The organism is Chitinophaga lutea (assembly GCF_003813775.1).
Lineage (GTDB): Bacteria > Bacteroidota > Bacteroidia > Chitinophagales > Chitinophagaceae > Chitinophaga > Chitinophaga lutea.
In genome coordinates, this window is the sequence record NZ_RPDH01000002.1 from 2,430,372 (window position 1) to 2,452,770 (window position 22,399).

At 54.3% G+C, this 22,399-nt stretch carries 17 protein-coding genes; 7 read left to right on the forward strand and 10 right to left on the reverse strand.

All coding sequences use genetic code 11. The features are described from left to right. Positions 1–40 precede the first annotated feature (40 nt). Positions 41–511 carry a group II truncated hemoglobin gene (locus tag EGT74_RS22215; protein WP_123848728.1) on the reverse strand — a complete coding sequence of 157 codons (471 nt, stop codon included), beginning with the start codon at positions 509–511 and terminating at the stop codon, positions 41–43. 283 nt (positions 512–794) lie between these two features. Between EGT74_RS22215 and EGT74_RS22220 the strand changes: the two genes are divergently transcribed. Both EGT74_RS22220 and EGT74_RS22225 read left to right on the forward strand, forming a co-directional pair. Next, on the forward strand, positions 795–1,187 hold the full coding sequence (locus tag EGT74_RS22220; RefSeq protein WP_123848729.1) for a BlaI/MecI/CopY family transcriptional regulator: 393 nt from the start codon (positions 795–797) through the stop codon (positions 1,185–1,187). 22 nt (positions 1,188–1,209) lie between these two features. Next, positions 1,210–3,462 carry a M56 family metallopeptidase gene (locus tag EGT74_RS22225; protein ID WP_123848730.1) on the forward strand — a complete coding sequence of 751 codons (2,253 nt, stop codon included), beginning with the start codon at positions 1,210–1,212 and terminating at the stop codon, positions 3,460–3,462. Positions 3,463–3,521: 59 nt separating this feature from the next. Here EGT74_RS22225 and EGT74_RS22230 read toward each other — a convergent pair whose 3' ends face one another. The 7 genes from EGT74_RS22230 to EGT74_RS22260 all read right to left on the reverse strand — a co-directional run bounded on the left by EGT74_RS22230 (position 3,522) and on the right by EGT74_RS22260 (position 13,241). Then, positions 3,522–4,283, reverse strand: a complete 762-nt coding sequence (locus EGT74_RS22230) for a sugar isomerase domain-containing protein (protein ID WP_123848731.1) — start codon at positions 4,281–4,283, stop codon at positions 3,522–3,524. An 11-nt stretch (positions 4,284–4,294) separates the two neighbouring features. After that, on the reverse strand, positions 4,295–5,461 hold the full coding sequence (locus EGT74_RS22235) for an MFS transporter (RefSeq protein WP_220392927.1): 1,167 nt from the start codon (positions 5,459–5,461) through the stop codon (positions 4,295–4,297). Further along, positions 5,454–6,371 carry an ROK family protein gene (locus EGT74_RS22240; RefSeq protein ID WP_123848732.1) on the reverse strand — a complete coding sequence of 306 codons (918 nt, stop codon included), beginning with the start codon at positions 6,369–6,371 and terminating at the stop codon, positions 5,454–5,456. The genes EGT74_RS22235 and EGT74_RS22240 overlap by 8 nt, the downstream gene beginning before the upstream one ends. A gap of 111 nt (positions 6,372–6,482) precedes the next feature. Beyond that, on the reverse strand, positions 6,483–8,303 hold the full coding sequence (locus EGT74_RS22245) for a RagB/SusD family nutrient uptake outer membrane protein (RefSeq protein WP_123848733.1): 1,821 nt from the start codon (positions 8,301–8,303) through the stop codon (positions 6,483–6,485). Between the two features lie 12 nt (positions 8,304–8,315). After that, the gene (locus EGT74_RS22250; RefSeq protein ID WP_123848734.1) at positions 8,316–11,705 is read right to left on the reverse strand and encodes a SusC/RagA family TonB-linked outer membrane protein; all 3,390 of its coding nucleotides are present in this window, start codon (positions 11,703–11,705) and stop codon (positions 8,316–8,318) included. Positions 11,706–11,747: 42 nt separating this feature from the next. Continuing rightward, entirely contained in the window at positions 11,748–12,665 is a 918-nt protein-coding gene (locus EGT74_RS22255; protein ID WP_123848735.1) for a FecR family protein, read from the reverse strand. A gap of 42 nt (positions 12,666–12,707) precedes the next feature. Continuing rightward, positions 12,708–13,241, reverse strand: a complete 534-nt coding sequence (locus EGT74_RS22260; protein ID WP_123848736.1) for an RNA polymerase sigma-70 factor — start codon at positions 13,239–13,241, stop codon at positions 12,708–12,710. A 214-nt stretch (positions 13,242–13,455) separates the two neighbouring features. Between EGT74_RS22260 and EGT74_RS22265 the strand changes: the two genes are divergently transcribed. Both EGT74_RS22265 and EGT74_RS22270 read left to right on the forward strand, forming a co-directional pair. Continuing rightward, entirely contained in the window at positions 13,456–15,915 is a 2,460-nt protein-coding gene (locus tag EGT74_RS22265) for a DUF2339 domain-containing protein (RefSeq protein WP_158618266.1), read from the forward strand. Continuing rightward, positions 15,896–17,113 carry a DUF3999 family protein gene (locus tag EGT74_RS22270; RefSeq protein WP_123848738.1) on the forward strand — a complete coding sequence of 406 codons (1,218 nt, stop codon included), beginning with the start codon at positions 15,896–15,898 and terminating at the stop codon, positions 17,111–17,113. Before EGT74_RS22265 ends, EGT74_RS22270 begins: the two co-directional genes overlap by 20 nt. Here the strand turns inward: EGT74_RS22270 and EGT74_RS22275 are convergent. Beyond that, positions 17,091–17,855, reverse strand: coding sequence for an NIPSNAP family protein (locus EGT74_RS22275; protein ID WP_123848739.1), 765 nt, complete (start codon positions 17,853–17,855; stop codon positions 17,091–17,093). The two genes, EGT74_RS22270 and EGT74_RS22275, sit on opposite strands and share 23 nt — an antisense overlap. A 100-nt stretch (positions 17,856–17,955) precedes the next feature. On the opposite strand from EGT74_RS22275, the gene EGT74_RS22280 reads away from it, so the two are divergent. Then, positions 17,956–18,726: a MerR family transcriptional regulator gene (locus EGT74_RS22280; RefSeq protein WP_123848740.1), complete on the forward strand. Its 771-nt coding sequence runs from the start codon at positions 17,956–17,958 to the stop codon at positions 18,724–18,726. Between the two features lie 49 nt (positions 18,727–18,775). Here EGT74_RS22280 and EGT74_RS22285 read toward each other — a convergent pair whose 3' ends face one another. Next, a complete protein-coding gene (locus EGT74_RS22285) occupies positions 18,776–19,345 on the reverse strand; it encodes a hypothetical protein (RefSeq protein ID WP_123848741.1) in 570 nt (189 codons plus the stop codon). A 51-nt stretch (positions 19,346–19,396) separates the two neighbouring features. On the opposite strand from EGT74_RS22285, the gene EGT74_RS22290 reads away from it, so the two are divergent. Next, positions 19,397–19,660 carry a VanZ family protein gene (locus tag EGT74_RS22290; protein WP_123848742.1) on the forward strand — a complete coding sequence of 88 codons (264 nt, stop codon included), beginning with the start codon at positions 19,397–19,399 and terminating at the stop codon, positions 19,658–19,660. A 221-nt stretch (positions 19,661–19,881) separates the two neighbouring features. Beyond that, positions 19,882–22,305, forward strand: a complete 2,424-nt coding sequence (locus EGT74_RS22295; RefSeq protein ID WP_123848743.1) for a TonB-dependent receptor — start codon at positions 19,882–19,884, stop codon at positions 22,303–22,305. The last annotated feature ends 94 nt before the right edge of the window (positions 22,306–22,399 follow it).

Below are 22,399 nucleotides of genomic sequence, written 5' to 3' on the forward strand. Positions count from 1 at the left end.
AAGTTAAGGCAAAAAAGTTTTTAAGCCCTGCCATAGCGGGTTACGGCTGATAGGGGCCTCCCGGTTCACCCCAGCCCCACTTCGGCATCGGCTCATTTTCGTTCACCGGGTTATCGCTGGTTTGAGAATTGATGACCGCGAGGCGGCTCCCCCACTCCAGGTACCCCACCAGGGCGGAACGAAACTCCGGATCGTCGGCCAGGCCTACTTCGTCGGCGCTGTCGAGCAGGAGGTTGATCCAGCGGCGGCGCTGGGGCTCGGTGAGCATTTTGCCGAGGTGATGGCGCACCATCCCGGCATGGCTGCCGCCGTCGCCGGTGGTGTAAGCGGGCGGGCCGCCTAATACTTCACCGATGAAGTGGGCTACATGTTTGCTATGCTCGGGGCTCATATGGCGGAAAACAGGTTCCAGCAGCTCGTCTTTTCCTACTTTGGCATAAAATACTTCCGTCAGGCGCTCGAGTGCGGGTTGGCCGCCGGCCCAGGCATATAATGAAGGTGTGTCTTTCATGCGCTGAATGTACAGAAATTTTCAAGGGCGACTGGCCCTGCGAGCAAGATCCCGGGAAAAGTACAACCCGAGCAGGCGGCCGTTACCATGGCGCTTCCATAGCTCTCCATTGAACGGCCTTATTGCCTTCCGTTCCCGGCTGCTGTTTTAATGAGCCTCCATCAACCACCTGCTTCCACCGTCCCCCTCATAAAAACGCCCCCACCTCCCCCATCATGATAAACATCCTCCAAAAAAAGAAGGTAATATTTGTTTCGTACGAAATATTTCCTACCTTTAAACCATGAAGCCGAACAAAAAAGACAACAGCGCCGAACCCACCAAATCCGAGCTCGAGATTTTGCAGGTTTTATGGCAACAGGGGCCGTCCACCGTACGCACCGTCAACGACGTGCTCAATGAGCAGAAAAGGGAGGTGCAATACACCTCTACCCTCAAACTCATGCAGATCATGGTGGAAAAAGGCTGGCTGAACCGCGACGAAAGCCAGATGAAACATGTGTACAGCGCCGCAGTGGAAGAAGACTCCACCAAAGGCCACCTGCTCGAGCGGTTTGTGGACACCCTTTACAACGGCTCCGCCAGCAGCCTGATGATGCAACTGCTGGGCAATAAAAAAACATCCAAAAAGGAACTCGACGCTATCAGGGAATTGTTGAAGAAGATGGATAAATAGTCTCATTTTTCAATCCGACGTTATGCTCAACAACGAAGTACTTTCCGCCATCTGCCGCACTTTTCTGCACTCCATCTGGCAGGGCGTTGTAGCGGCAGCCATCGCAGGAGCCGTACTGGCGCTCACCCGCCGCTCTTCCGCCCTCAGGCGGTACAACCTCCTGGGCGCCATCCTGCTGATCAGCCTGGCCGCCATCGGCATCACCTTCTATCTTGAACTCCAAACGGCCGTTGCAGCCGCTCCCGTATCGGAAACGGTGGCTATAGCAGCAGCACCGGCACCGCTCGTTACCCAGAGTTACTGGGACGTGCTGATGAACTATCTCAACACACACGCCCCGTTCATCATGCTGGTCTGGTCCATCGTGTTTCTGTTCAAATGTTTCCGGATAGGCTTCGGCTTTTACCACATCTATTACATCCGCCATCATAAAACCTCCGAACCTGATCAAAACTGGAGTGACCGGCTGCAATTGCTGGCGACCCAACTGGGCATCCGAAAAGCCGTGAAGCTGGTGGAATCAGCACTGGTACAGGTGCCGCTCACTACCGGTTTTATCAGGCCCTGCATTTTTGTCCCCCTCGGCCTGCTTGCACAACTGCCGGCGGACCAGGTGGAAGCCGTGCTGCTGCACGAACTGGCGCACATCCGCCGCAGGGATTACCTCGTGAACATCGTGCAGAGTTTTGCGGAAAGCATCTTCTTCTTCAACCCGGCCTTGCTCTGGATTTCAGCACGGCTGCGGGAAGAAAGGGAAGCCTGCTGCGATGATGTCGCCGTGGCCCACACCCCGCACAAAGCAAGTTACCTGCATGCGCTGGTGTCCTTCGCATCGCAATCCCCTTCGGGCCAGCTTGAAATGGCGCTCAGCAAAAAAAAGAACTTCCTGCTCAACCGGGTAAAACGTGTACTGACACGCGAAAACCAGCAACTCACCCTCATGGAAAAATCAATACTGCTCATCGGGGTCATCGTGATTTCCGCCTTCACCATGATACCGGCGCCGGTGGAACAGCAAGAACCGGCCGCACAAACAGCGGAAGACTTCATCATCTATATGCCGGCAGCAACGGCCGCACAAACAGGCCAGCCGGTATTGCGCGATACCACCATTCCGCGTCAAACGCAGCCAGGGAACTATTCCTCCCGGTACGATACAAGCATTCAATACAACGTTAACGTCAACCTGGATACGTCCATTCAGAACATCGCGTACAACTTCGCGAAAACCAACATACTGAACCCGTATAAATTCGATTTTGAATACAACGCGGCCACTAATCTTAAAACCGCCATCAACGTCAACAATGATGTACGCATCCTGACACTGGACTCGTCGAACATGCAGTTCCTCAAAAAGCTGGATATCGACTCCAGCAGGATGGAATACCTGAAGAAAACACCGCTGCAAACAAAGGAATTCAACTTCACCCAGCAGTACACATTCGCATTCGACTCTTCTTTCCGTTACCAGGCTGATGCCGATACAACTCCCCGGATAGAACAGTATAAAAAAGTGTATTTCAACGCCATTCAGCGATCAAAGGATTCTGCACAGCGGAACACCAGACAGCAGGAATGGAAACAAAAGAAAGCGGAATGGGAATCCAGGGCCAAAAATCCTGCAAATGTCAAAGACGACTCACTGCGCCGTCAAAAAAAGGCGGTAAAACCGGAAGCCTTCCTAAATACACTGAAGCTTAAACAGCAAGACTCCCTGCTATGGAAACAGCGGAGCACGCAATGGCAGGTCAAAATGAAACACTGGCGGCCTACACGGAAAGACAGCCTTCTATGGAAACAGAAAACTGCGGAATGGCAATCAAAAAGGCTCGATTGGAAACCCGGGCAGAAGGATTCCATGCAGTGGAAACAGAAAAATACCCAGTGGGAAGCCAAAATGAAAAACTGGCGGCCTACGCGGAAAGACAGTCTGCAATGGAAATCCAAGATGCAGGCCTGGCCGCAGGATTCAGCCATGAAACGGAAAGGATTCAGGAAACCTGCTGAAGAATCACAACCAGGCGCTGCGCCGCAGCCGGGCAGCGCCAAATCAGCCGCCACACCGCAGCCTAAAACGCTGCCATTCAACAATCAACTGGCTAAACAGGAACCACTGGCGCTGAAAGAAAGAAAGCCCAAGCAGGCCAAACCCGCGCCGGCGCCCAAACCGCAGCGCCCGAAAAAGACGCCGCGTAAACCGGACATCCTCGAAGAAAACACCCCGACATCTATTTATAACAGCTTCATTCTACCCAAAAGGATAGATTGCTAGTCTCAATTACCAATTCCAATAATTGCAATAAAGGTCCGTTTTATGACGGACCTTTTTATTTATACACCGGCAATGCGTTCTTTGTAAGCGGCCAGTGCAGCCTCGAGCCGCTGCCGCGCCGTATCGTCGCCGGGCACGTTGTGCGAAGGGTGGATATGCAGCTGCACCCCGCGATCGGCAAGGATTTCAGCAACGGTCGTCACCGTCATCCATACACAGGTCACAAATGCCATCGTGGACACAGGGCCGATTTTATCCTGGTGGTTTTTAAGCGGAACGGACGCATCTTCAATGGGAGCACAGGAATCCACCACAATATCCGCCACCTCGAAAATAGTTTTTCCGCTGGAGTGGCGGGTCTGTTTACCCTGCGCCGCAGCGGCGGATCCGAAAGCGATCACCTTCATGCCTTTTTTCTTCGCTTCGATGGCCACATCGATGTTGACATTGTTGATCCCGGAATGGGAAAAAAGCCACATCGTATCGCGGGGGTCAAAGTTGTATCCCTTCATGATCTCTACACCATACCCCTCCACCCTTTCGAGAAATACGAACTGGTGCACGCCCATCTCCCCGGTGATGCGGGTGAAAAAAGTAAGCGGCAGCTCGATCATCGGGTGAAAACCGACGAAACCGCCAATACGGGGATACATCTCTTCAATGGGAATGGTGGCGTGGCCGCAGCCGAATGTATGTACCCAGCGGCCGGCGGCGATGGTGTCCGCCATTACTTCCGCGGCCTTGCGGATATTGTTGAGCTGGGTGTCTTCGATTTGCGACATGACATGTCTGGCATTCGTCAGCCATTGTTTTGCTAGCATATAAAAAGGATTTATTTTATTCGTCGTACGATGGTGCTGCACAACGTCAGCATCACCAGCCACTCCGCCAGCGCCACCGTGGTGAGGTGCTGCACGCCGTAATGCTGCACCACCAGGCCCATCATATAATTCACCAGCATGTTGCCGATCAGGGCGATGACCAGCACAAAACTGAAGGCGGTACCGGAATGGGAAGCGTATTTCTCTCCCACAAAACCGAGCATGATGGGGAAACCTCCGGCCAAACCGGCGCCCAGCAAAATGAGGCCCGCCGCCGACAGCACAAAGCCGTTGCTTACCTGCAGCAGCAGGATGCCCGCGGGCATCAGCAGCAGCGACGCCACCAGCATCTGCCGTGGGGGCACGGTGCGGAATACGCTGCCGGTGAGCAGCCGCATGATGGTGAGGCCGGCGACGTATAACGAAAGGGCGTACAGCGCCTTGCTTTCTTCCATATGATCGCCTGCCGTGAGATAGGTGGTCGTCCAGTTATTGATAATGGCTTCAAAGCTGCTCTGGCAGAAAAGAAAAAACCCTATGAGCACGAGTGTAAGATCGCCCGCCATCCGCCCGGCCTGTTTGAGCGGGAAACCCTGCTGCTGTTTGGGTGGCGGGAACCGGATCACGGCGTACAAACCGGCCATCAGCAGCGTTATCCAGCCTACGGCCGACACGATGTCGTTCCAGGCATAATGATGGCGCAAAGCACCCAGCACCTGCGGCATGCCGAGCGCGCCGATGCCGAATGAAACACCGAGCAGGCTGAGCGAAGCACCTTTACCGCGCACGGTGATATCGGCCACCACCGCATTGGTGGCGCCATTGACCACGCCGCCGGACAGCCCGAATATAAAGATGCAGCCCTTCAGCACGGCCACGCTGCCCGCATGCGCAATACCCTGAAACCCTGCACAGAGGCCGATACACGATAGTACCAACAGTAATTTATACCCGTACCGGTCGCTGACGGGGCCGAAGAACAGCGAGCCCGTGAGGATGCCGATGGGCATGATGGAAAACAGCGTGCCGGCCGCAACGCCGTCCAGCCCGAACTTCATCCGCAGATCAAGCGCTACGGCGCCCAGTGTGATCAGCGTTACACCGAACAGCAGCAGGCCCGCGCAGGCGGCAATAAAGACTATCCGTTTGTTGTACATACGTGTTAACAGGTTATGCATGAAATGCGAGGTATGCCGCTCCGTACAGGCCGGCATCACTCTGCAGGGCGGCCGCTTCTATCTTCACCTGGCCCATGCTCACGGGCTGCGCCCAGCGCGCCGCTTCGGCCGTAATGGCCGGTATGAACTGTGCGGCGGGGCCAAATACGCCGCCGCCGAATATGATTTTTTCGGGGTTGAAGAGGCTCACCAGGTTGGCGGCCGCCATGCCCCATAATTCAATGGATTGGTGGATCACTGCAACGGCTACACGGTCGTTCGTTGCGTAAGCGGCAAATACATCTTTCGCCTGCAGGTGGCCGTGTTGCAGCATGCCTTTGTAACCATCGTCTTTTGCGATCAGGGCACGGGCCGCCTTTGCGATGCCTTCACCGGAAGCCATGCTTTCAAAACAGCCGCAGCTCACGTATTCGTGATGGAATGGGCGCTGCAGCGCCATCCAGCCGATTGCCCCGCTGATATCTGCGGCGCCGTGCAGCAAGCGGCCATCGGCCAGGATGCCGGCGCCGATGCCGGTGCCCACTGCCAGGTAAATGGCGTTGGTACAGCCCTGTGCACGGCCCTGCCAGGCTTCGCCCATGATGTAGCACGAACGGTCTCCTTCGATATGAATGGGAATATCACCGGCTACGGCACGCAGTTCCGCCAGCAGCGGGTAATCGTCCCAGCCGGGAATGTTCGGCGCCCACACCGTACCGGTTTGCCGCCGGCTGATACCCGGCACGGCCACGCCGATGGCATCGAACCCATGCGGCTGCATCTGCTGTACGGCAGCGGTGATCATCACCCCCACCGCCGCGCCGCTGCGCAATTCCAGGGGATAAACAGCGCGCTCCACGATGTGGCCATCGTGCGAAAAAACGGCTACCGCCAGTTTGGTTCCTCCTAAATCGATCGCTAATGCTTTCATAACATGTCTCTATATGTGACAAACAGAAATCCTTCGCCCGTTACCCGGTATAAAAAAAGAGCGCGTCCCTGCGAAAGGGATGCGCTCTTTACACTATGCATGCTTGATTGATTAATAACCCGGGAACTGCACCAATTGTTTGTTCCGGTCACGATCTGCCTGCGGGGCAGGGAAAAAATAGTTTTTGCGGTCCCATGGAGTACGGATGTCCGCCACTACTCTTTTGTGAAACGCAGGATCAGAAAGCGAGGTGCCGGCATATACGTCCATGCCGTGGAACTCGCCGTACTGGCGGTACGCTTCGGTTCCAGCCACTTTCCAGCGGCGTGTATCGAAATAGCGGTGCCCCTCGTACATCAGCTCAATCTGCCTTTCCAGCCTGATTTCGCGGCGCATCTGTTCCTGCGTAAGGCCGGCGGCCATCGCAGGCAGCCCCGCACGGCTGCGGATGAGGTTGAGATATACCAGGATGTCAGGGTTGCCCGGATCATACTCATTCAGCGCCTCCACATAATTGAGGTAAATCTCCCCCAGCCGGATCATCATCGCGGGACGGGCCTGTATGCGGTTATTCCGGAAATCGGTGTTGGGATGCAGGTTTTTCCGGGCGGTATAACCGGTGGTGGACCAGTTGCGGGAAGAACCATCGCGGCCGGAATTGCCGGTCCTGAACAATTCCACCACCGTTTGGCCGGATGCAGCCACCACGGGTATTTTGGCGCCATTGAAGGTCACATTCACATAAAACCGCGCCTCACGGCCCACATACATGTTGGAGGTACCGGATACATAGTAGTTATTGGCGGTGGTGGTGAAGCCGGTTTCTTTGTACCCGCTGTTTTCTTCATTGATCTTTTTGCCGTTCGACATGCGGAATGCGTCCACCGTTTCCTGTGTGGTGCTCACGCCGCTGTAACCTTCGCCATTGGCATTGCGGGGGGCGCAATGCTGCTCCCACTGCCTGCTGTTGGTGGCGGAACGGATCCAGATGGCCTCTACCTTGTAACCGTCCCAGAACAGGTTGCGGTAAGAAAGGAAGGCAGCCTGGAACGGATTGTTATCAGCCACCTTGTACAAGGAATAACGCCCGGTATTGATCACTGCAAGCGCAGCGTCTGCAGCCTGCTTCCAGCGGTTGGCGTCGTAGGTCTGGTTAAACAGCTGCTTGCCGTCGAGGTTTTTGAAATCAGCCAGTTCGGTGTTGCCGTTAAAAAGCGGGCTGGCATGATAAAGCAATATCTGCGATTTAACGGCCAGGATGACGGGTTTGGTGATCCGCCCGATCTGCGTGGGATCCGGTACTGTGGGGTTGCTGGGGTTCATATGCTCCACCGGCACGTCTTCGCTGGCTTTATCCATTTCAGCCAGCACATGCGCCACACATTCGTCCCAGCTGCTGCGCGGGATCTGATGATCGGCGTCGGCCGGAGGCGGCACGTCCTCCAGGATCGGGATAGGCCCGTACTGTTTCATGATCAGCCAGTAATAATAAGCACGCAGAAACCGCGCTTCAGCCCTGTATTGCTTCAGCAGTTCCTCGCCGGCCGGCTGGGAACGGATCTCATCGTTCTGATCGATATTATGGATCAGCACCCCGCACAAACGGATGGCCTGGTAAAAAGGATCCCAGTTTTTGGGCGTGGCATTGTCTGGCGTGATGGCGCCGGAATTCATCAGCGGCGTTTCCCAGGTGTTGTCCACCTCATCGCTCATGCAGGCCCAGGGGAATTTGTACGGTTGGTCCCACATATCCGGGATGGGAAAATAACAGCGGGCCAGCCATTCTTCCGTCATTTTTTTACTGGTGAACACATCTTTGTACGACGTAATGTTATCCGGTACGGTATCGAGGAATTTCTTCCTGCAGCCCGGCGCGAGCAACACCAACAACAGCGCCGGCAGTATCATTTTGAAGTATATAACCTTTTTCATGTTTCGCTGGTTTTAGAGGAAGTTGACACGTAATCCCATATTGTAAACGGACAGTTGCGGATACCTGATGCCACGCGATTCCGTCAGCTCGGGGTCCCAGAGTTTCCAGGGAGAAAAAGTGAGCACGTTGGTGGCCTGCAGGTACAGGCGGAGGCTTTTTACACTGAACTTCTGGAGCCCCTTTACATTGAAATTATAGCCCACCATCAGTTCTTTCAGGCGGATGTAATCCGCTCTTTTGATCCACCAGGTGCTGGCGAGATAGTTGGAAGTGGGATCGGAACGGGTTGACATACGTGGATAAAATGGCCGGGGATTCGGATTGTCGGGCGTCCAGCGGTCGGTGGCGATGGCATACAGGTTACCGTTGGTGTGGCCTTCCATGAAGGGAACGGTGTTGATACCGTTGGACAAGTTGGAATAATGGAAGTCGACCATCCCGGCGCCCTGCCAGAACATGAGGATGTCGAACCGGCGAATGCCCACGCTGAGGTTGAGCCCGTACATGATGCGGGGAACGTCGCTGAGGCCGATCGCCTGTTCATCGGAAGTATTGATGATACCGTCGCCGTTCATGTCTTTATACTTGATATCGCCCGGCCGTACACTGCCGGCCTGTTTGGGCGAGCGCATGATCTCGGCCGAATCTTTGAACAGTCCCTCCGCTACATAGCCGAAACGCTGGCTGATGGTATGGCCGGTACGTTCGCGCCAGGGATAATCCCAGGCCGGGCGGCCGTCGTACAGGCTGAGGTTTTTGTTATACGTGAAGTTGCCACGGAAGTTGATGTAGTAGTTGGCATTAAAAGCATGATTCACTTCCAGGGTGAGGTCGATCCCCTTGTTGGAAGTAACGCCAACGTTCTGAAAGGGCAACGTGCTGTTGGTGAAGCCGGAAGTATAGGGCACCGTGATATGCCGCACGAGTATGCCGGTACGGTCTTCCTTGAAAAGGTCTACGATGAGCGATATTTTATCCCGCAGCATTTTCACTTCCAGGCCGAGGTTCTGCCGTTTGGCCGTTTCCCAGCTCACATCGGAACCTACCTGCCCTTCTTCCATTCCGGCATACGATACGGTGCTGCCGGGCACACCGAACTGGAAGCCGCCATTGGCCGTGGTGACAGAAAGGATACGCGTCAGGAAGAGGAAACGGTCATTTTCATTCTTCACATGCGAATTGCCGGAGATACCATACGTGTAGCGCAGCTTGAGGTGCGATACGGTGTTCCTGAACGGCTGGAAGAATTTTTCGTTGGACACGACCCACCCTGCCCCGAATGAGGGGAAGAAACCATACCGTTTATTGGGCGCAAAATTCTCTGATCCGTTATACCCGAAGTTCACTTCCGTGAAGTAACGGTTATCAAAGCCGTAAGTTGCCCTGCCGCTGATGCCGCGCTGGCGGAAGGGAATGGAAGGGATGAGGGTGGTGGCGTCGCCGTTCACATAATCGGACTGGTTGTACAGCAGCAGGCCCGAAACATCGTGATGCCCGAAGCTGCGGCTGTAGTTCAGCGAGGTTTCGGTGTAAAAACGCCTGTTGCCGCCGCGGCTCGCTTCGAAATTGAGCACGTTGGAGCCGAGGTCTTGCGGCACCAGCACCAGCGACCCGTCCGTATTGCGGCTTTCCGCATAAAAGTTGGGCACTGTACGCCGGCGCATCGCCTCATTCCACGCATAGCTGTCGAATGCGAACATGGAGCTGAAAGTGAGGCCTTTCACAAGGAAGTCGAGGTTTTGCCTGACCCGGATATTGGAATTGACACGGTTCCGGTATTCGGTGCCGTAACCGGCGCGGGTGAGATTGATGTACGGGCTGATAAATCCGCCGCCTCTCATTTTAGGCGCCTGGCCGGTGGAATACACCGGGGGGATCAGGTTCGGCGGCACACGCGCAGCCTCGCTGAACAGCGCGCCGGCACCGATGCTGGGTTTGTTTTCATTGGTGATATTACCCTGCACGCCCAGCTCCAGCTTCGTGGTTTTAGTAATATTCACATCCACGTTGGTGGTGAAATTATAACGGTCCAGTTTCAGGACGGAGTTGTAAGCCTGTACAGCGTCGCGCTTCGACATACCTACTTCGGAAAAATAACCGGCGCTGAAATAATATGTGGCCACATCCGAACCGCCGCGCACGTTGAGGCTCGCTTTGCGGTTGTTGCCCCATTCGTTGAAAAGGGTCTTGAACCAGTCTACGTTCGGGTACAGGTCCGGATCCGCGCCGGAAGCATGTTTGGCGATCTGTTCGTCCGTCCACTGCGGCAGCCCGCCACGGGTCACCAGCCCTTCGTTATAAAGGCGCATAAAAGTGGGCGCATCCACATATTCGGGCAGCTGCGTGAACCGGGTGAAGGCCTGGTTCATTTCAACATTGATATTCGGCTTACCGGGCTTACCGGCTTTGGTGTTGACGATGATCACGCCGTTGGCGCCGCGGGTGCCGTAAACGGCGGTGGCCGATGCATCTTTCAGGATGGTGAACGACTCGATGTCTTCCGCATCGATATCGGCGATCGACCGGTCAGGCACTCCATCCACGATGATCAGCGGGCCCTGCTGGCTGCTGCTGAAAGTAGACACGCCACGGATGTAAATATCCGCTTCGTCCGCCCCCGGCTCCCCGCTTTTCTGTACGGCCACTATACCGGCCAAACGGCCTCCCAGCGCATTTGTAAGGCTCCTTCCCGGTTGCTTCAGCTCAGCCGGCTTGATGGTGGATTGTGCGCCAACGAGGCTGATCTTCTTCTGCGCTCCAAAACCAACTACCACTACCTCGTTCAATCCACCTTCCTTTGCTTCCATGGTCACATTGAGATCCATTTTATTACGGACGGCAATGCGCTGCGTTTCATAACCGATGAAAGAAAACTCCAGGGTATCCGTGGGCTCTACTTCAATGGCATAAAAACCTTCCGTGTTCGACAGGGTGCCACCTGTATTGCCGGTTACTCTTACCGTTACGCCGATGATCGGCGAGCCCAGTTTATCTTTGATCAGGCCGGCCACCCTTATTTTGGCGGCGCCGACCACCGGTTTGGCCACAGGCGCCGCTGTCGGCGCTTCCGGCGCAATGGCGAACTGGGCCTCCCCTATTCTGTTCAGCACCAGGCGGTACGGTTGCAATGCGCGTTGCATGGAAACGATCAGCTGATCGCCCCTGGTGCGCAGGAGCTGTTCCGGCAGTAATACGCCCCGAACATGTTGTTCGTTGTAAACGACCCTTACTTTGTGTTTTTTGTAGATGGTTTCGAGTGCATCTTTTAAAGGCACCATCGGAGCGGATGTACCGCCCGTTTGCCGGGCGGCGCTCGCAAATACCTGCTGGGCATGGATTTCAGCTGTCAACAGGCATAGCAAGGCAATTCTAAGGCAAAGCCTCAGGGTACCAAATTTCATAACGTAAAATTTAGGTTAGATAAGCGATTCTACTTTGTTTTTTTACTTCGGTTGAATAATTAATGTTTGGTCATGCTGCGAAACGTGCGCATTCAGTGTAACCGCCAGGATGGTTTTTAGCGTTTCAACGTCGTTTATCTGCATCTGCCCGCTGAGTGCGGCGCCACGGAAAAAATCCGGGTTGCGGATTTCCGTTGTAAGGCCGTAACTGCTGGCGATCACGTCCTGCAGTTCTGCAAGGCTGGTATTGTTAAACAGATAATCGCCGTCTTTCCAGGCAGCATATAGTTGTGCATTTACTTTTTGTTTGAACCAGCTGCCGCCCCGTAGTGTGACTTTTTCTCCGGGGCTCACCACCATTTCATGTTCGCCGGCTACCGCTTTGATTTTGCCGGTGCTGACAATCACGGCATGCGGATGCAGCGTGAACGAGGTGCCCAGTACCTGCACGGATATTTCACCGGAGCGGGCGGTGAAGGGCGTTTCAGCCGGGGCCACTTCAAAAAATGCGCTGCCGGTTACCGTTGCCTGCCTGTGCTGGTAGGTAATGCCGGAACCGGGTTGCAGCCAGACTTTTGAACCGTCGGGCAACACCGTCATTTCCGTTTTGCCGCCCGCCGGAGCCTGGTAGGCTACTTCGGCGCCCTGTTGCCTGCTGACGCCCAGCCAGATGGCCGCCCCGCCGGCCAGTACCAGGAGTGCAAAAACGGCGGCATACTTCCACCACTGCATTTTTTTTACCCGGGTGATCTTGCCGCTTACCTGCTCCCAGGCGCCCGCCGTATCTGTTTGCGCACGGTTGGCGCGGTCGCGGTCGAGAATGTCTTTCACTTTGAAAAACAGTTCCTTGTTAGCCGGCTCGGCCCGCATCCAGATTTCCACTTCCGCGGCTTCTTCCGGACTGGCCTGGCCGTCGATTACCCGGACGAGGCGCTGGTAAAAATTTTCTTCGTGCTGCATTTCTATATAGACGGTGAGGAGATAAAAACTACGTACGCCGGATCAAAAAAAGTTTAAAAGAATGCCGTGGGCCCTTTTCAGCACATTACGGAGCTGCTTCATGGCCTTGTACAGCTGGGTTTCGACGGTGCGCGAAGAGATACCCAGCACGGTGGATATTTCCGGGGTCTTCATGCCCTGTTCGTAGCGAAGCCGCACTATTTCCCGGCATTTGGGAGGCAATTGCTCAATGGCCGCCCACACGCTGCTTTCCGGCGCTTCCAGCAAGCTGGTATGCCCTGTATCGGGATTAAAGAAAGCCAGTTCTTCCTGTACAAAAAGAACTTCTTCCACATATTTTTTGTGAACGGCCAGCCGCCTGAAATGGTCGGCGCATTTGTTGTGCACGCTGCGGAACAGGTAACTGCCGGCATTGGCGGGTATTTTATTGTGCGCCTGGATGAACACGTCCTGCACCAGGTCTTCCGCCGTTTGCGGGTCTACAAACTTGCAGGCATACCCTACCAGCGCCGCATAGTATTCGTGGAAAATCTGCGCCGTGGTCTGTTTGCCGTCATCAACTGCCCTTTCCTGCATAGTTTAATGGTGTAGACTGGTAATTTACAAAGCCGGTGCTATTTTACTATATAAATTTGTTAAAATAAAGCGGAAACGGCCACCCATATATGATAATGTATATATTTGATCTGCTATCACCTATACATCCGTTATGATCGAAGCGATTCTTATCATTCTTTTGCTTGTTCTCCTCTTTTACATCGTCTCTTTCCGAAATGAAATGGAGCGTGATATGACCGAGCTGAAAATCAAGCTCAGGCATCTTGAGCAGAACCAGCTGCCGCCTTCTCCACAGGAAGCTCCTCCTTTTCAAACCCAGCCTGTTGCGGATAAAATGCCACTCGAAGAGCGTGCCGCCCCATATGCCGCGCCGCGCATACACGAAGCGTCCCAACCGGAGGCCTCTGACGCATCCGGCCACCGGCCGGATGTAATACCCGAAGAAACGTATACCGGTACTCCATCAGAGGGGCCGGCCGGCGAAGAGGATGAGTCTCATGAGCGTGAAAGCGGTGCGCCTGTGGGAAGCACCAATACGCCTCCCGAAACCGATCCCGGATTCTACATGCATATTCCGTCCGGCGAAAAAGTGCCCGGCATTGATGTCATCATACCGGCAGACGAGAAAGAACCCAGCTGGCAGGATATCGAAACCGCACCGGCCGCCGCCTTTACGGCCCCGAAAGAAAAACAGCCCGGGTTCTGGGAACGAAACCCCGACCTGGAAAAATTCATCGGGGAAAACCTGTTCAACAAAATCGGCATCGGCATCCTCGTGATCGGCATCGGTTTTTTCCTCAAATATGCTATCGACAAAAACTGGATCAACGAAACGGGGCGCAGCTTCATCGGGTTCTTCTGCGGCGCCGTGCTGATCGGTTTGGCCCACTACCTGCGTAAATCGTTCGCCGCGTTCAGCTCCGTGCTCGTGGGCGGCGGTGTGGCGGTGCTGTATTTTACGGTCACCATCGCCTTCCAGCAATACCACCTCATTTCACAGAGCGTCGCATTCGCGCTGATGATCGTGATCACCGCCTTTACAGTCTTGTTATCGCTGAGCTACAACCGGAAGGAACTGGCCATTCTGGCTATTCTGGGAGGGTTCTCCTCTCCTTTCCTGGTAAGCACGGGGCATGCCAACGAAATCGTATTTTTCACCTACCTGCTCATCCTCAACGTGGGGATGCTGGTACTGGCTTATTATAAAAAATGGAACGTCGTTAACGTCATCTGTTACGTGGCCACCATCCTGCTATACGGCGGGTGGCTCATGAAAAACCTGGAGGGCCATGCGCGGTACGGAGTGCCCCTGTTGTTCGGCACCTTGTTCTATACCGTGTTTTTCCTCATGAATGTGATTAACAACGTCCGGAACAGGATGAAATTCGGCGCGCTGGAAATATCCATCCTGCTGAGCAATACTTTCCTTTATTACGGAGCCGGCATGGCCATCCTGCGCTATTGGGGAGATGGCGCCTTCCAGGGCCTGTTTACCGCACTGCTGGCCGTATTCAACTGCATATTCGCGTATAGCCTGTACCGTAGCAAGGGGGGTGACCGTACGCTGGTCTTCCTACTGATCGGGCTGGTGCTTACGTTCATGAGCCTGGCCGCCCCCATCCAGCTGGAAGGCAATCACATCACCCTCTTCTGGAGCGCGGAAGCCGTGCTGCTGTTGTGGCTGTGGCAGAAATCGCAGATCACGCTCATGCGCTACTCCGCTTTCCTGGTGCTGGTGCTGATGTTTGTCAGCCTCATCATCGATTGGGGACAAATCTACTTCAGCAACGGCCCGCAGCTGTTCCCGGTGTTCAACAAAGGGCTCATTACCGGCATCGTGGCGGCAGCAGCCGTGTGGGCGCTTCGCCGGCTTGCCGGGAATGAAGCACAGGATAGTGAATTGCTCCCCTCCGTAAAGGCTGCGCCAGTCCGCAAAGGGCTGGCGGGTCTGCTGGCCGGCTTGCTCTACTTGGTGATCTCGCTGGAACTTTTCCACCAGCTTGCTTTCCACGCGCCATTACTGACCGTATTGGGCATGGCGGCATTCAATTACCTCTACATCGCCATCCTCTGGCGCATAACGCGCAACGGCGGCGAGGGCGTTACAATGTTCCTGCTGCTGCTTTCCTTTGGTGCAGCATTAGTGATGGTCACCGTCCTGAACGGAAGCGTAACCAACATACGCGACGCATATGTAGCGCAGCAGGCGCCGTTTGCCTATTTCCTTTTCCACTACCTGGTGATTGCCCTGCTGGTTTGGGTAGGCGTTTGCACCTACCGGCACCTGCAACGAGCGGAAGCCCCCCTGATGATGCCCGTTTTTAAATGGGTAGCCGCCTTCGTGGTGCTGTACCTGCTCAGTGCAGAACTCGACCACCTGCTGCTGCTCATCACCCGTAACCAGGATACCATCCATACCAGCCACAGGACCGGCTATGCTATCCTGTGGGGCCTTTACGCCTTTGTGCTGATGTTCATGGGGCTTCGCCTGAAATCCAAGGACCTGCGCATCATTTCGATCAGCGTGTTCGGCATCACCATCATCAAACTGTTCGTATTCGATTTGTCCGGACTCGGCGAGGGAGGAAAAATAGCTGCGTTTATCTCTTTGGGTATTTTATTGCTGCTGATCTCTTTTATGTATCAACGCCTTAAAAAAATAATTCTGAAAGATGAAGAAAGCAAGCCTTAGCGTATGGCTGCTCGGCCTGAGCCTCCAGGGCTTCGCGCAGGAACCGCCGGCCTTCACCTGGCAGGCGAAGTTGCCCGTACCCGATAGCACCGGGTTCTATCACATCGCCCTGACGCCCGCCGTGAGCCGCATGGCCTACCGCGATGGCCGGTGGGATATCAGGATATACACACAAAAACAGGAAGTGCCCTATGTGCTGTACAGCGACTTCAGCGGTTCACAACCACCCTCCGTTTTCCAGCCGCTGCCCGTCATTAATCAGTCGCCCGGCATGCTCGTGTTTGCCAATAAAAGCCGTCGCACCCTGGATTGTTTCGACATCGTTTATAAAAACTCCCGCGTGCGCAAAACCATCCAGGTAAACGGAAGCGACGACGGGCAACAGTGGTACGGCGTCACGGAGCAGTTCCTCTTCGACCCCTCCGCGGGGGATGCAGGCACCGGCGTCACTTCCATTCAGCGCATCCAGATACCACGATCGAACTACGCATTTTACCGGCTGCGCATATCCGATACGGTACATGCACCGCTGCTGATCGAACAGATCGGCATACCGGAATTCCCAACCCGGCCACCGGCTTATACCGCCATTCCCGGAGTGCGCATGACGCCCGTTAAGGCTGCCCGCCCCAAAGAAAGCGCATATCTCATCGATTTGCAGGGCATTTATCCGGCAGACAGATTGACGTTGAAGATTTCCTCGCCGGCACTATATCACCGGCAGGCCCTGCTGCAGCAAAACAGCACCCGCACCACTGTTACATCGTTCACCCTTTCTTCCGAAACACCGGCCACGATTGAACTGCCCCGTACGGGATACGACAGCCTGTACCTGGTCGTTCTCAATGAAGACAGTCCTCCCCTGACCATCAGCGGCGTGGAGGTCATGCAAAAAAATCATTACCTCGTGGCGCGGCTGGAAAAAGGAAAAACATATGTATTGTGCGGAGGAGCGCCCGCTGCCGTACCGCCGCAATACGACCTGCAGTTTTTTAAAGAAAGGCTGAATGATTTTGTGGTGGAAGTAATGACACCCGCTGCGCCCACACTACTCGCGCAAACAGCACCGCCCACACCCGCCGCCGGCTTCTTTAACAGCCGTTGGTGGATATGGGCGGGCATCTTATTGATCATCGCAGTGCTTGGCCTGCTGGTACCGCGGCTGGTGCGCGATATCAAAGATCAGAATACTCCGTAGGCCGCAGGAAAAACTTTTCGTTTTTAGATACGTTGTTTTTGTATTCCTGCATGGCGGAGAGTTTTTTCCATTCGGGGTCGCCGGAAAACGTTTTCCAGTGCGCATCACGGTCAGCCTGGTCTTTAAACGCAGTCATGTACATCAGGTTCGGCATATGGCTGCCGGCCAGTACCTCGCCGTAAAACACCGCGTTGAAACCGAGTCTCCTGAACAGCCCGATTTCATCGCCGTCGTTGAACATCTTCACTTTATTCACGTAGTACTTTTCCGTGGGGCCTTCATAACTCCGCAGCTCGTATACCCTGTCTCTTTTCGGGCCCGTCAGCGCGGGGGCTTCCAGCTTCTGCATACCGCTGAACGCTTTCAGCAGGATGGATTCGATCCGCGCATATGGCGTGTTATTGTACTCGGCGTTGATATAGCTGCTGCCGCTTTTTTTAAACACAGCATCCCTTTCCAGCAGGAGGGGCAGTTTTTCAAACTGCTCCAGCGATTTAAAAGGAATGAGCACATACAGCCGGAGGTCGGCCGTGTCCTGCTCGATGGGCTTGAACACACCCACATGTTTGATGCCTGCGCGGTGCAGGGCCGGGAGGAAGGCGGTGCTCAGGAAACTGTCGACGCGGGCCACCTGGGTTTCCGATTTCAGGTGATAGATCTTTATCTGGTAAAATTCGCCGGCGGATGCGGTAAAACCGCAGCACATCAGCAGTAAACAAAAAAACAGGCTAGCTTTTTTCATGATCGTGGTGATATTAGAACAACAGACAAGATAAACAGGAAATCGGAAAGTTTCAAAACCCTCTTGACCCTTACGTAACGTGATACCCTACTTTTGCAATATGGAAAATACTTATACCGTCAAGCAACTGGCGGCGCTCGCAGGGGTGAGTGTGCGCACGCTTCACCACTACGACGCCTGCGGTTTGTTGAAGCCCGGCAAACGCAGCCCGGCGGGGTACCGTTTATACGGGCCATACGAACTGTACCGGTTGCAACAGATCATGTTTTACAAGGAGCTGGATTTTCCGCTGGAAAACATTGCGGCCATCCTCGACGATCCGGACTTTGAGCTGACGCCGGCCCTTGAGGCACATGAGAAAGCCCTGCAGGCAAGGCGGGACAGGATTTCCACCTTACTCGAAACCATTCACAAAACACTTGAAAAATTAAAAGGAGGGCCTGTTATGCTCACAGATAAAGATTTGTACGAAGGTTTCCCCAAGGGAAACACCTATCGCGAAGAGGCGGTGGCCAAATGGGGCCGCGAAGCCGTTGAAAAAAGCGAAAACAACCTGCGGAAACTGGATAAAGCGGAATTGCTGAAATTGAGAAGCCGGTTCGATGAGATCCGCAGCGAACTGGGCGGACTGATGCACCTGCCGGCCTCGCACCCTAAAGTGCAAAAAGTGATACATACACATTTTGAGCTGATCAAACGCTTCTGGGGAGAAACCGTACCCGAAGCGGAGCGGCTGGCGGCCTATGCCGGCCTGGCTAAATTGTATATCAACGACGAAAGGTATACCCAAACGCCGGACGGCAAATCCGACCCGGCCTATGCAGCCTTTATTGCAGAGGGAATGACTTATTATTCCACCCACCCCGCATAATCGAAACAGGAGATGGGCTGCGCTGCCTCAGCGGCAGTCAGCCCATTACTTATTCCTTCACCGGCATATTCCGGTGGTAACCTATCAATTTGTAACTGCCATTCACTTTCCCGAAAACGAACGTGAAAAAGCGCTGTTTGTTGCTGTTCTGATCGGGATACGCTTTGTGCACCTCGTACATTTTAGTGCCTGCATCCGTTACTGTCCTTAACTTCTTATAATAAGCGGAGGGATGATTCTCCTCAATTTCGGTAATATTTTCATCAGTGACCGCAGGCAGGAGGCGGAGTACATCGCCGTTAAATATGTGTTTTTCATGGCTTCTGAATTCAGCTTTCTTCACTTCCGTACCGGCGTTGTCCACCGGCAGGGGGAAGTGGATCATGCCGCGCAGCAGCGTATCGTGCTGCCCGTCTGCCGCTTCCGTAAATGCGCCCAAAAAAGTTCGGAATTGCTGCTCTTCCGTACTCACGGCCGGCGGGTTGGCGCCGGTTGTCTGCACGGCGCTGTCTTCCGTGGGCGGAATGCCCGTTTGCTCCGGTTGTTTATCGGTTTTGTTGCTGCTGTTCCCACAGGCCAGCAGCGTACAACAAGCCAGTATCTGCAATAACTTTTTCATAAAACTGCAAACACAATTTCCATACCAGCCGAAACTTGTTATTATTGCAGGATGCGTAAAATAGCACCGGATAAATGGAAACACTTTTGGGTGGGCATACCGATGGGAATCGTCTTACAGACCACCGCCTGGTATTTGTACCCGCCGCTCATGTACCTGCTGGCGTTTTTAGCCGTATGTGCCGTGAGTTATGGATTCGAGCTGCTCTCCCTGATCACCGGCAAGGGACATCACGACGTGAAAGATGCCATCGCCAGCATTATCGGCGGGGTCATCGGGATGGGTTTGTTTGCACTCTGGCTGTTCGTTTGTTGATTTCCCATGTTTGACATTATATAGACGGCCGGCGCCCGGTTGGCACCTATTAATCAATTGTGGCTATAAAACTGCCTGGTTATGATGTAAGGTAAAAAACTGGTCAGCAACTGCCCCCTTCCGCGTTAGAACACCCGCCCCTGGTTGATTTTTTCCCGATTGCGTAAATAATTTTCCCAATTCAGTAAACCCCGCCCACGGTTTCACGGGAATTTTGCGCCATGAAACGACTTATACACCTGATACTGTTGCTCCTGTGCGCTCAGGGCATTTCAGCTCAAAATACATCCGGCGTCATTAAAGGAACCGTTCGCACCAGCGACGGGCAGCCGGCTCCCTTCGTCAGCGTATTGCTCAAAAACAATAACCGCGGGGTGGTGACAGACATGAAAGGGGAATTTTCCTTCCGCCGCCTGCAGCCCGGCGCCTATACTATCCTGGTAACGCTGGTGGGTTACGAGCCACTGGAGAAAGAAGTACGTGTAGCCGGTACCGAAACGGTGAATGTGCCGCTTCAGCTGACGGTTTCCAATTTACAACTCCAGGAAGTGACCATCAAAGGCACCCAGCCATCCAAAAAGGAAAGCGAGTACATTGCCCGTCTGCCCATCAAAAATATCGAGAACCCGCAGGTATATAATGTGGTGAACAAGGAACTGATGAAAGAACAGATGATTACCACGTTTGACGACGCTATCAAAAACGCTCCCGGCGTCAGCCGGCTCTGGTCTTCCACCGGCCGCCCCGGCGATGGTGCGGGATATTTCATCGTCAGAGGGTTCAGTGTGCAGCCTACGATGATAGACGGCGTGGCCGGGCTTACCAATGGAGGTATCGATCCCGCCAACACCGAGCGCATCGAAGTGATCAAAGGCCCCTCCGGTACTTTGTTCGGCAGCAGCCTCGTGTCTTTTGGCGGGCTCATGAACATCGTTACCAAAAAACCATATGATACCTTCGGCGGCGATATTACTTACACCGCCGGCGGATTCGGGCTGAACCGCGTGACGGCCGACATCAACACCCCGCTGGATGGGGAAAAGAAATTCCTGCTCCGTGTAAACGCCGCTTACCATAACGAAGGCAGTTTCCAGGACGCCGGGTTCAAAAAATCGTTCTTCTTCGCCCCCAGCTTCAGCTACCAGGCAAGCGACCGCCTTTCTTTCCACCTCAACACGGAAATCTACAACGCGGAAAGCACCAATACGCTGATGGTATTCCTTAACCGTAACCGCCAGCTGATCGCCAGAACACCGGCGGAACTGGGCATTGACTTCAACCGCTCTTTCACCAGCAACGACATCAGTTACAAAACGCCCACCACCAACCTGGTAGGCCAGATCAAATACAAACTCAGCGATACCTGGACCTCACAAACCGTGGCCGCTCACAGCATCCGCAAAAGCGACGGCTACTACTCCTACGTGATGTTCCTCGATGCGGCAGATCCCAAACCCAACGATTCCCTGCTTTCCCGCTTTGTTTACACCCAAAACCAGCAGGCCATCACCACCAACGTACAGCAGAACTTCATCGGCGACTTCAAGCTCGGCAGCCTGCGCAACAGGGTGGTAGTTGGCGTGGACTTCCTCAACCAGCAAACGACGAATAACTATTCACCCTACGCATTGTTCGATATAGTTAGTGCGGTCAACGCAAGAGATCCCCGTTACGGCCAGCTCACCCGGCCCGCAGTAGACGCTAAGCTGGGCAGTCTCACCAGCGGCTATACAAAAAATGCGGCTACCACCTATGCTTACGGCGCGTACATCTCCGATGTGCTCAATATCACCAAAGCACTGTCTGCCATGATGAGCCTCCGCTTCGACTACTTCGACAATAAAGGCACAAAGAACCACCTCACCGGCGCGCTGACTGGCAATTACAACCAGCGCGCATTTTCTCCGAAATTCGGCCTGGTGTACCAGGTGGTGCAGGATAAGGTAAGCCTGTTTGCCAACTATATGAACGGATTCCGCAACATCACTGCCGCGCAGCCCAACCCCGCATTGGGCCTCGATATCAAATACAAACCACAGCAGGCCAACCAACTGGAAGGCGGTGTGAAAGTGGAACTGCTGAACAACAGCATCAACTTTACCGCCAGCTACTATGACATTAAAGTAACCAACATGTCGCGCCAGGTAACCGCCAAAGGCAACGACGGTGTTGACTATAATTATACCATACAGGATGGCGTACAGCGCAGCAAGGGTTTTGAAGCGGATGCGAACGTTACCCCCGTAACCGGCCTGAACCTTTTTGCGGGTTATGGTTATAACGATAGCAAAATGGTAGAATCCGCTCCCAACGTCAAAGGCAGAAGGCCCACCAGCGCAGGCCCTCAGCACGTCGCCAATTTCTGGCTGGGCTATACTACCCCCGGTGGCTCACTGCAGGGGCTGGGCGCGGGTTTTGGTGGCAACTACGCCAGCGAAAACGTCACCACCAACGATCTCAACACGGGTATTTTTACGCTGCCCGCTTACACCGTGCTGAACGCAACGGTATTTTATCAGGCGAAGTCTTTCCGCCTTGCGGTTAAACTGGACAACATCGCCAACAAAGAATATTTCGGCGGCTGGACGACGGTTGAGAAACAACTGCCGCGCCGCCTCTCCGCCAGCGCCGGTTTCCGGTTCTGACGATACGATATCAAAACCCCATTAAAGAGTGAATCCCCGGCTCATGTGGCCGGGGATTCTTTTTGGGACATTTTCTCAAAGCAGGAAATTTCTT

What these genes read in the sequence shown, in the direction of transcription:
- EGT74_RS22270 (WP_123848738.1), top strand. Translation starts at nt 15,896, where the DNA reads ATGAAGAAAGCAAGCCTTAGCGTATGGCTGCTCGGCCTGAGCCTCCAG.
- EGT74_RS22250 (WP_123848734.1), bottom strand. Translation starts at nt 11,705, where the DNA reads ATGAAATTTGGTACCCTGAGGCTTTGCCTTAGAATTGCCTTGCTATGC.
- EGT74_RS22290 (WP_123848742.1), top strand. Translation starts at nt 19,397, where the DNA reads ATGCGTAAAATAGCACCGGATAAATGGAAACACTTTTGGGTGGGCATA.
- EGT74_RS22215 (WP_123848728.1), bottom strand. Translation starts at nt 511, where the DNA reads ATGAAAGACACACCTTCATTATATGCCTGGGCCGGCGGCCAACCCGCA.
- EGT74_RS22240 (WP_123848732.1), bottom strand. Translation starts at nt 6,371, where the DNA reads ATGAAAGCATTAGCGATCGATTTAGGAGGAACCAAACTGGCGGTAGCC.
- EGT74_RS22235 (WP_220392927.1), bottom strand. Translation starts at nt 5,461, where the DNA reads ATGCATAACCTGTTAACACGTATGTACAACAAACGGATAGTCTTTATT.
- EGT74_RS22280 (WP_123848740.1), top strand. Translation starts at nt 17,956, where the DNA reads ATGGAAAATACTTATACCGTCAAGCAACTGGCGGCGCTCGCAGGGGTG.
- EGT74_RS22285 (WP_123848741.1), bottom strand. Translation starts at nt 19,345, where the DNA reads ATGAAAAAGTTATTGCAGATACTGGCTTGTTGTACGCTGCTGGCCTGT.
- EGT74_RS22225 (WP_123848730.1), top strand. Translation starts at nt 1,210, where the DNA reads ATGCTCAACAACGAAGTACTTTCCGCCATCTGCCGCACTTTTCTGCAC.
- EGT74_RS22275 (WP_123848739.1), bottom strand. Translation starts at nt 17,855, where the DNA reads ATGAAAAAAGCTAGCCTGTTTTTTTGTTTACTGCTGATGTGCTGCGGT.
- EGT74_RS22255 (WP_123848735.1), bottom strand. Translation starts at nt 12,665, where the DNA reads ATGCAGCACGAAGAAAATTTTTACCAGCGCCTCGTCCGGGTAATCGAC.
- EGT74_RS22260 (WP_123848736.1), bottom strand. Translation starts at nt 13,241, where the DNA reads ATGCAGGAAAGGGCAGTTGATGACGGCAAACAGACCACGGCGCAGATT.
- EGT74_RS22230 (WP_123848731.1), bottom strand. Translation starts at nt 4,283, where the DNA reads ATGCTAGCAAAACAATGGCTGACGAATGCCAGACATGTCATGTCGCAA.
- EGT74_RS22245 (WP_123848733.1), bottom strand. Translation starts at nt 8,303, where the DNA reads ATGAAAAAGGTTATATACTTCAAAATGATACTGCCGGCGCTGTTGTTG.
- EGT74_RS22295 (WP_123848743.1), top strand. Translation starts at nt 19,882, where the DNA reads ATGAAACGACTTATACACCTGATACTGTTGCTCCTGTGCGCTCAGGGC.
- EGT74_RS22265 (WP_158618266.1), top strand. Translation starts at nt 13,456, where the DNA reads ATGACCGAGCTGAAAATCAAGCTCAGGCATCTTGAGCAGAACCAGCTG.
- EGT74_RS22220 (WP_123848729.1), top strand. Translation starts at nt 795, where the DNA reads ATGAAGCCGAACAAAAAAGACAACAGCGCCGAACCCACCAAATCCGAG.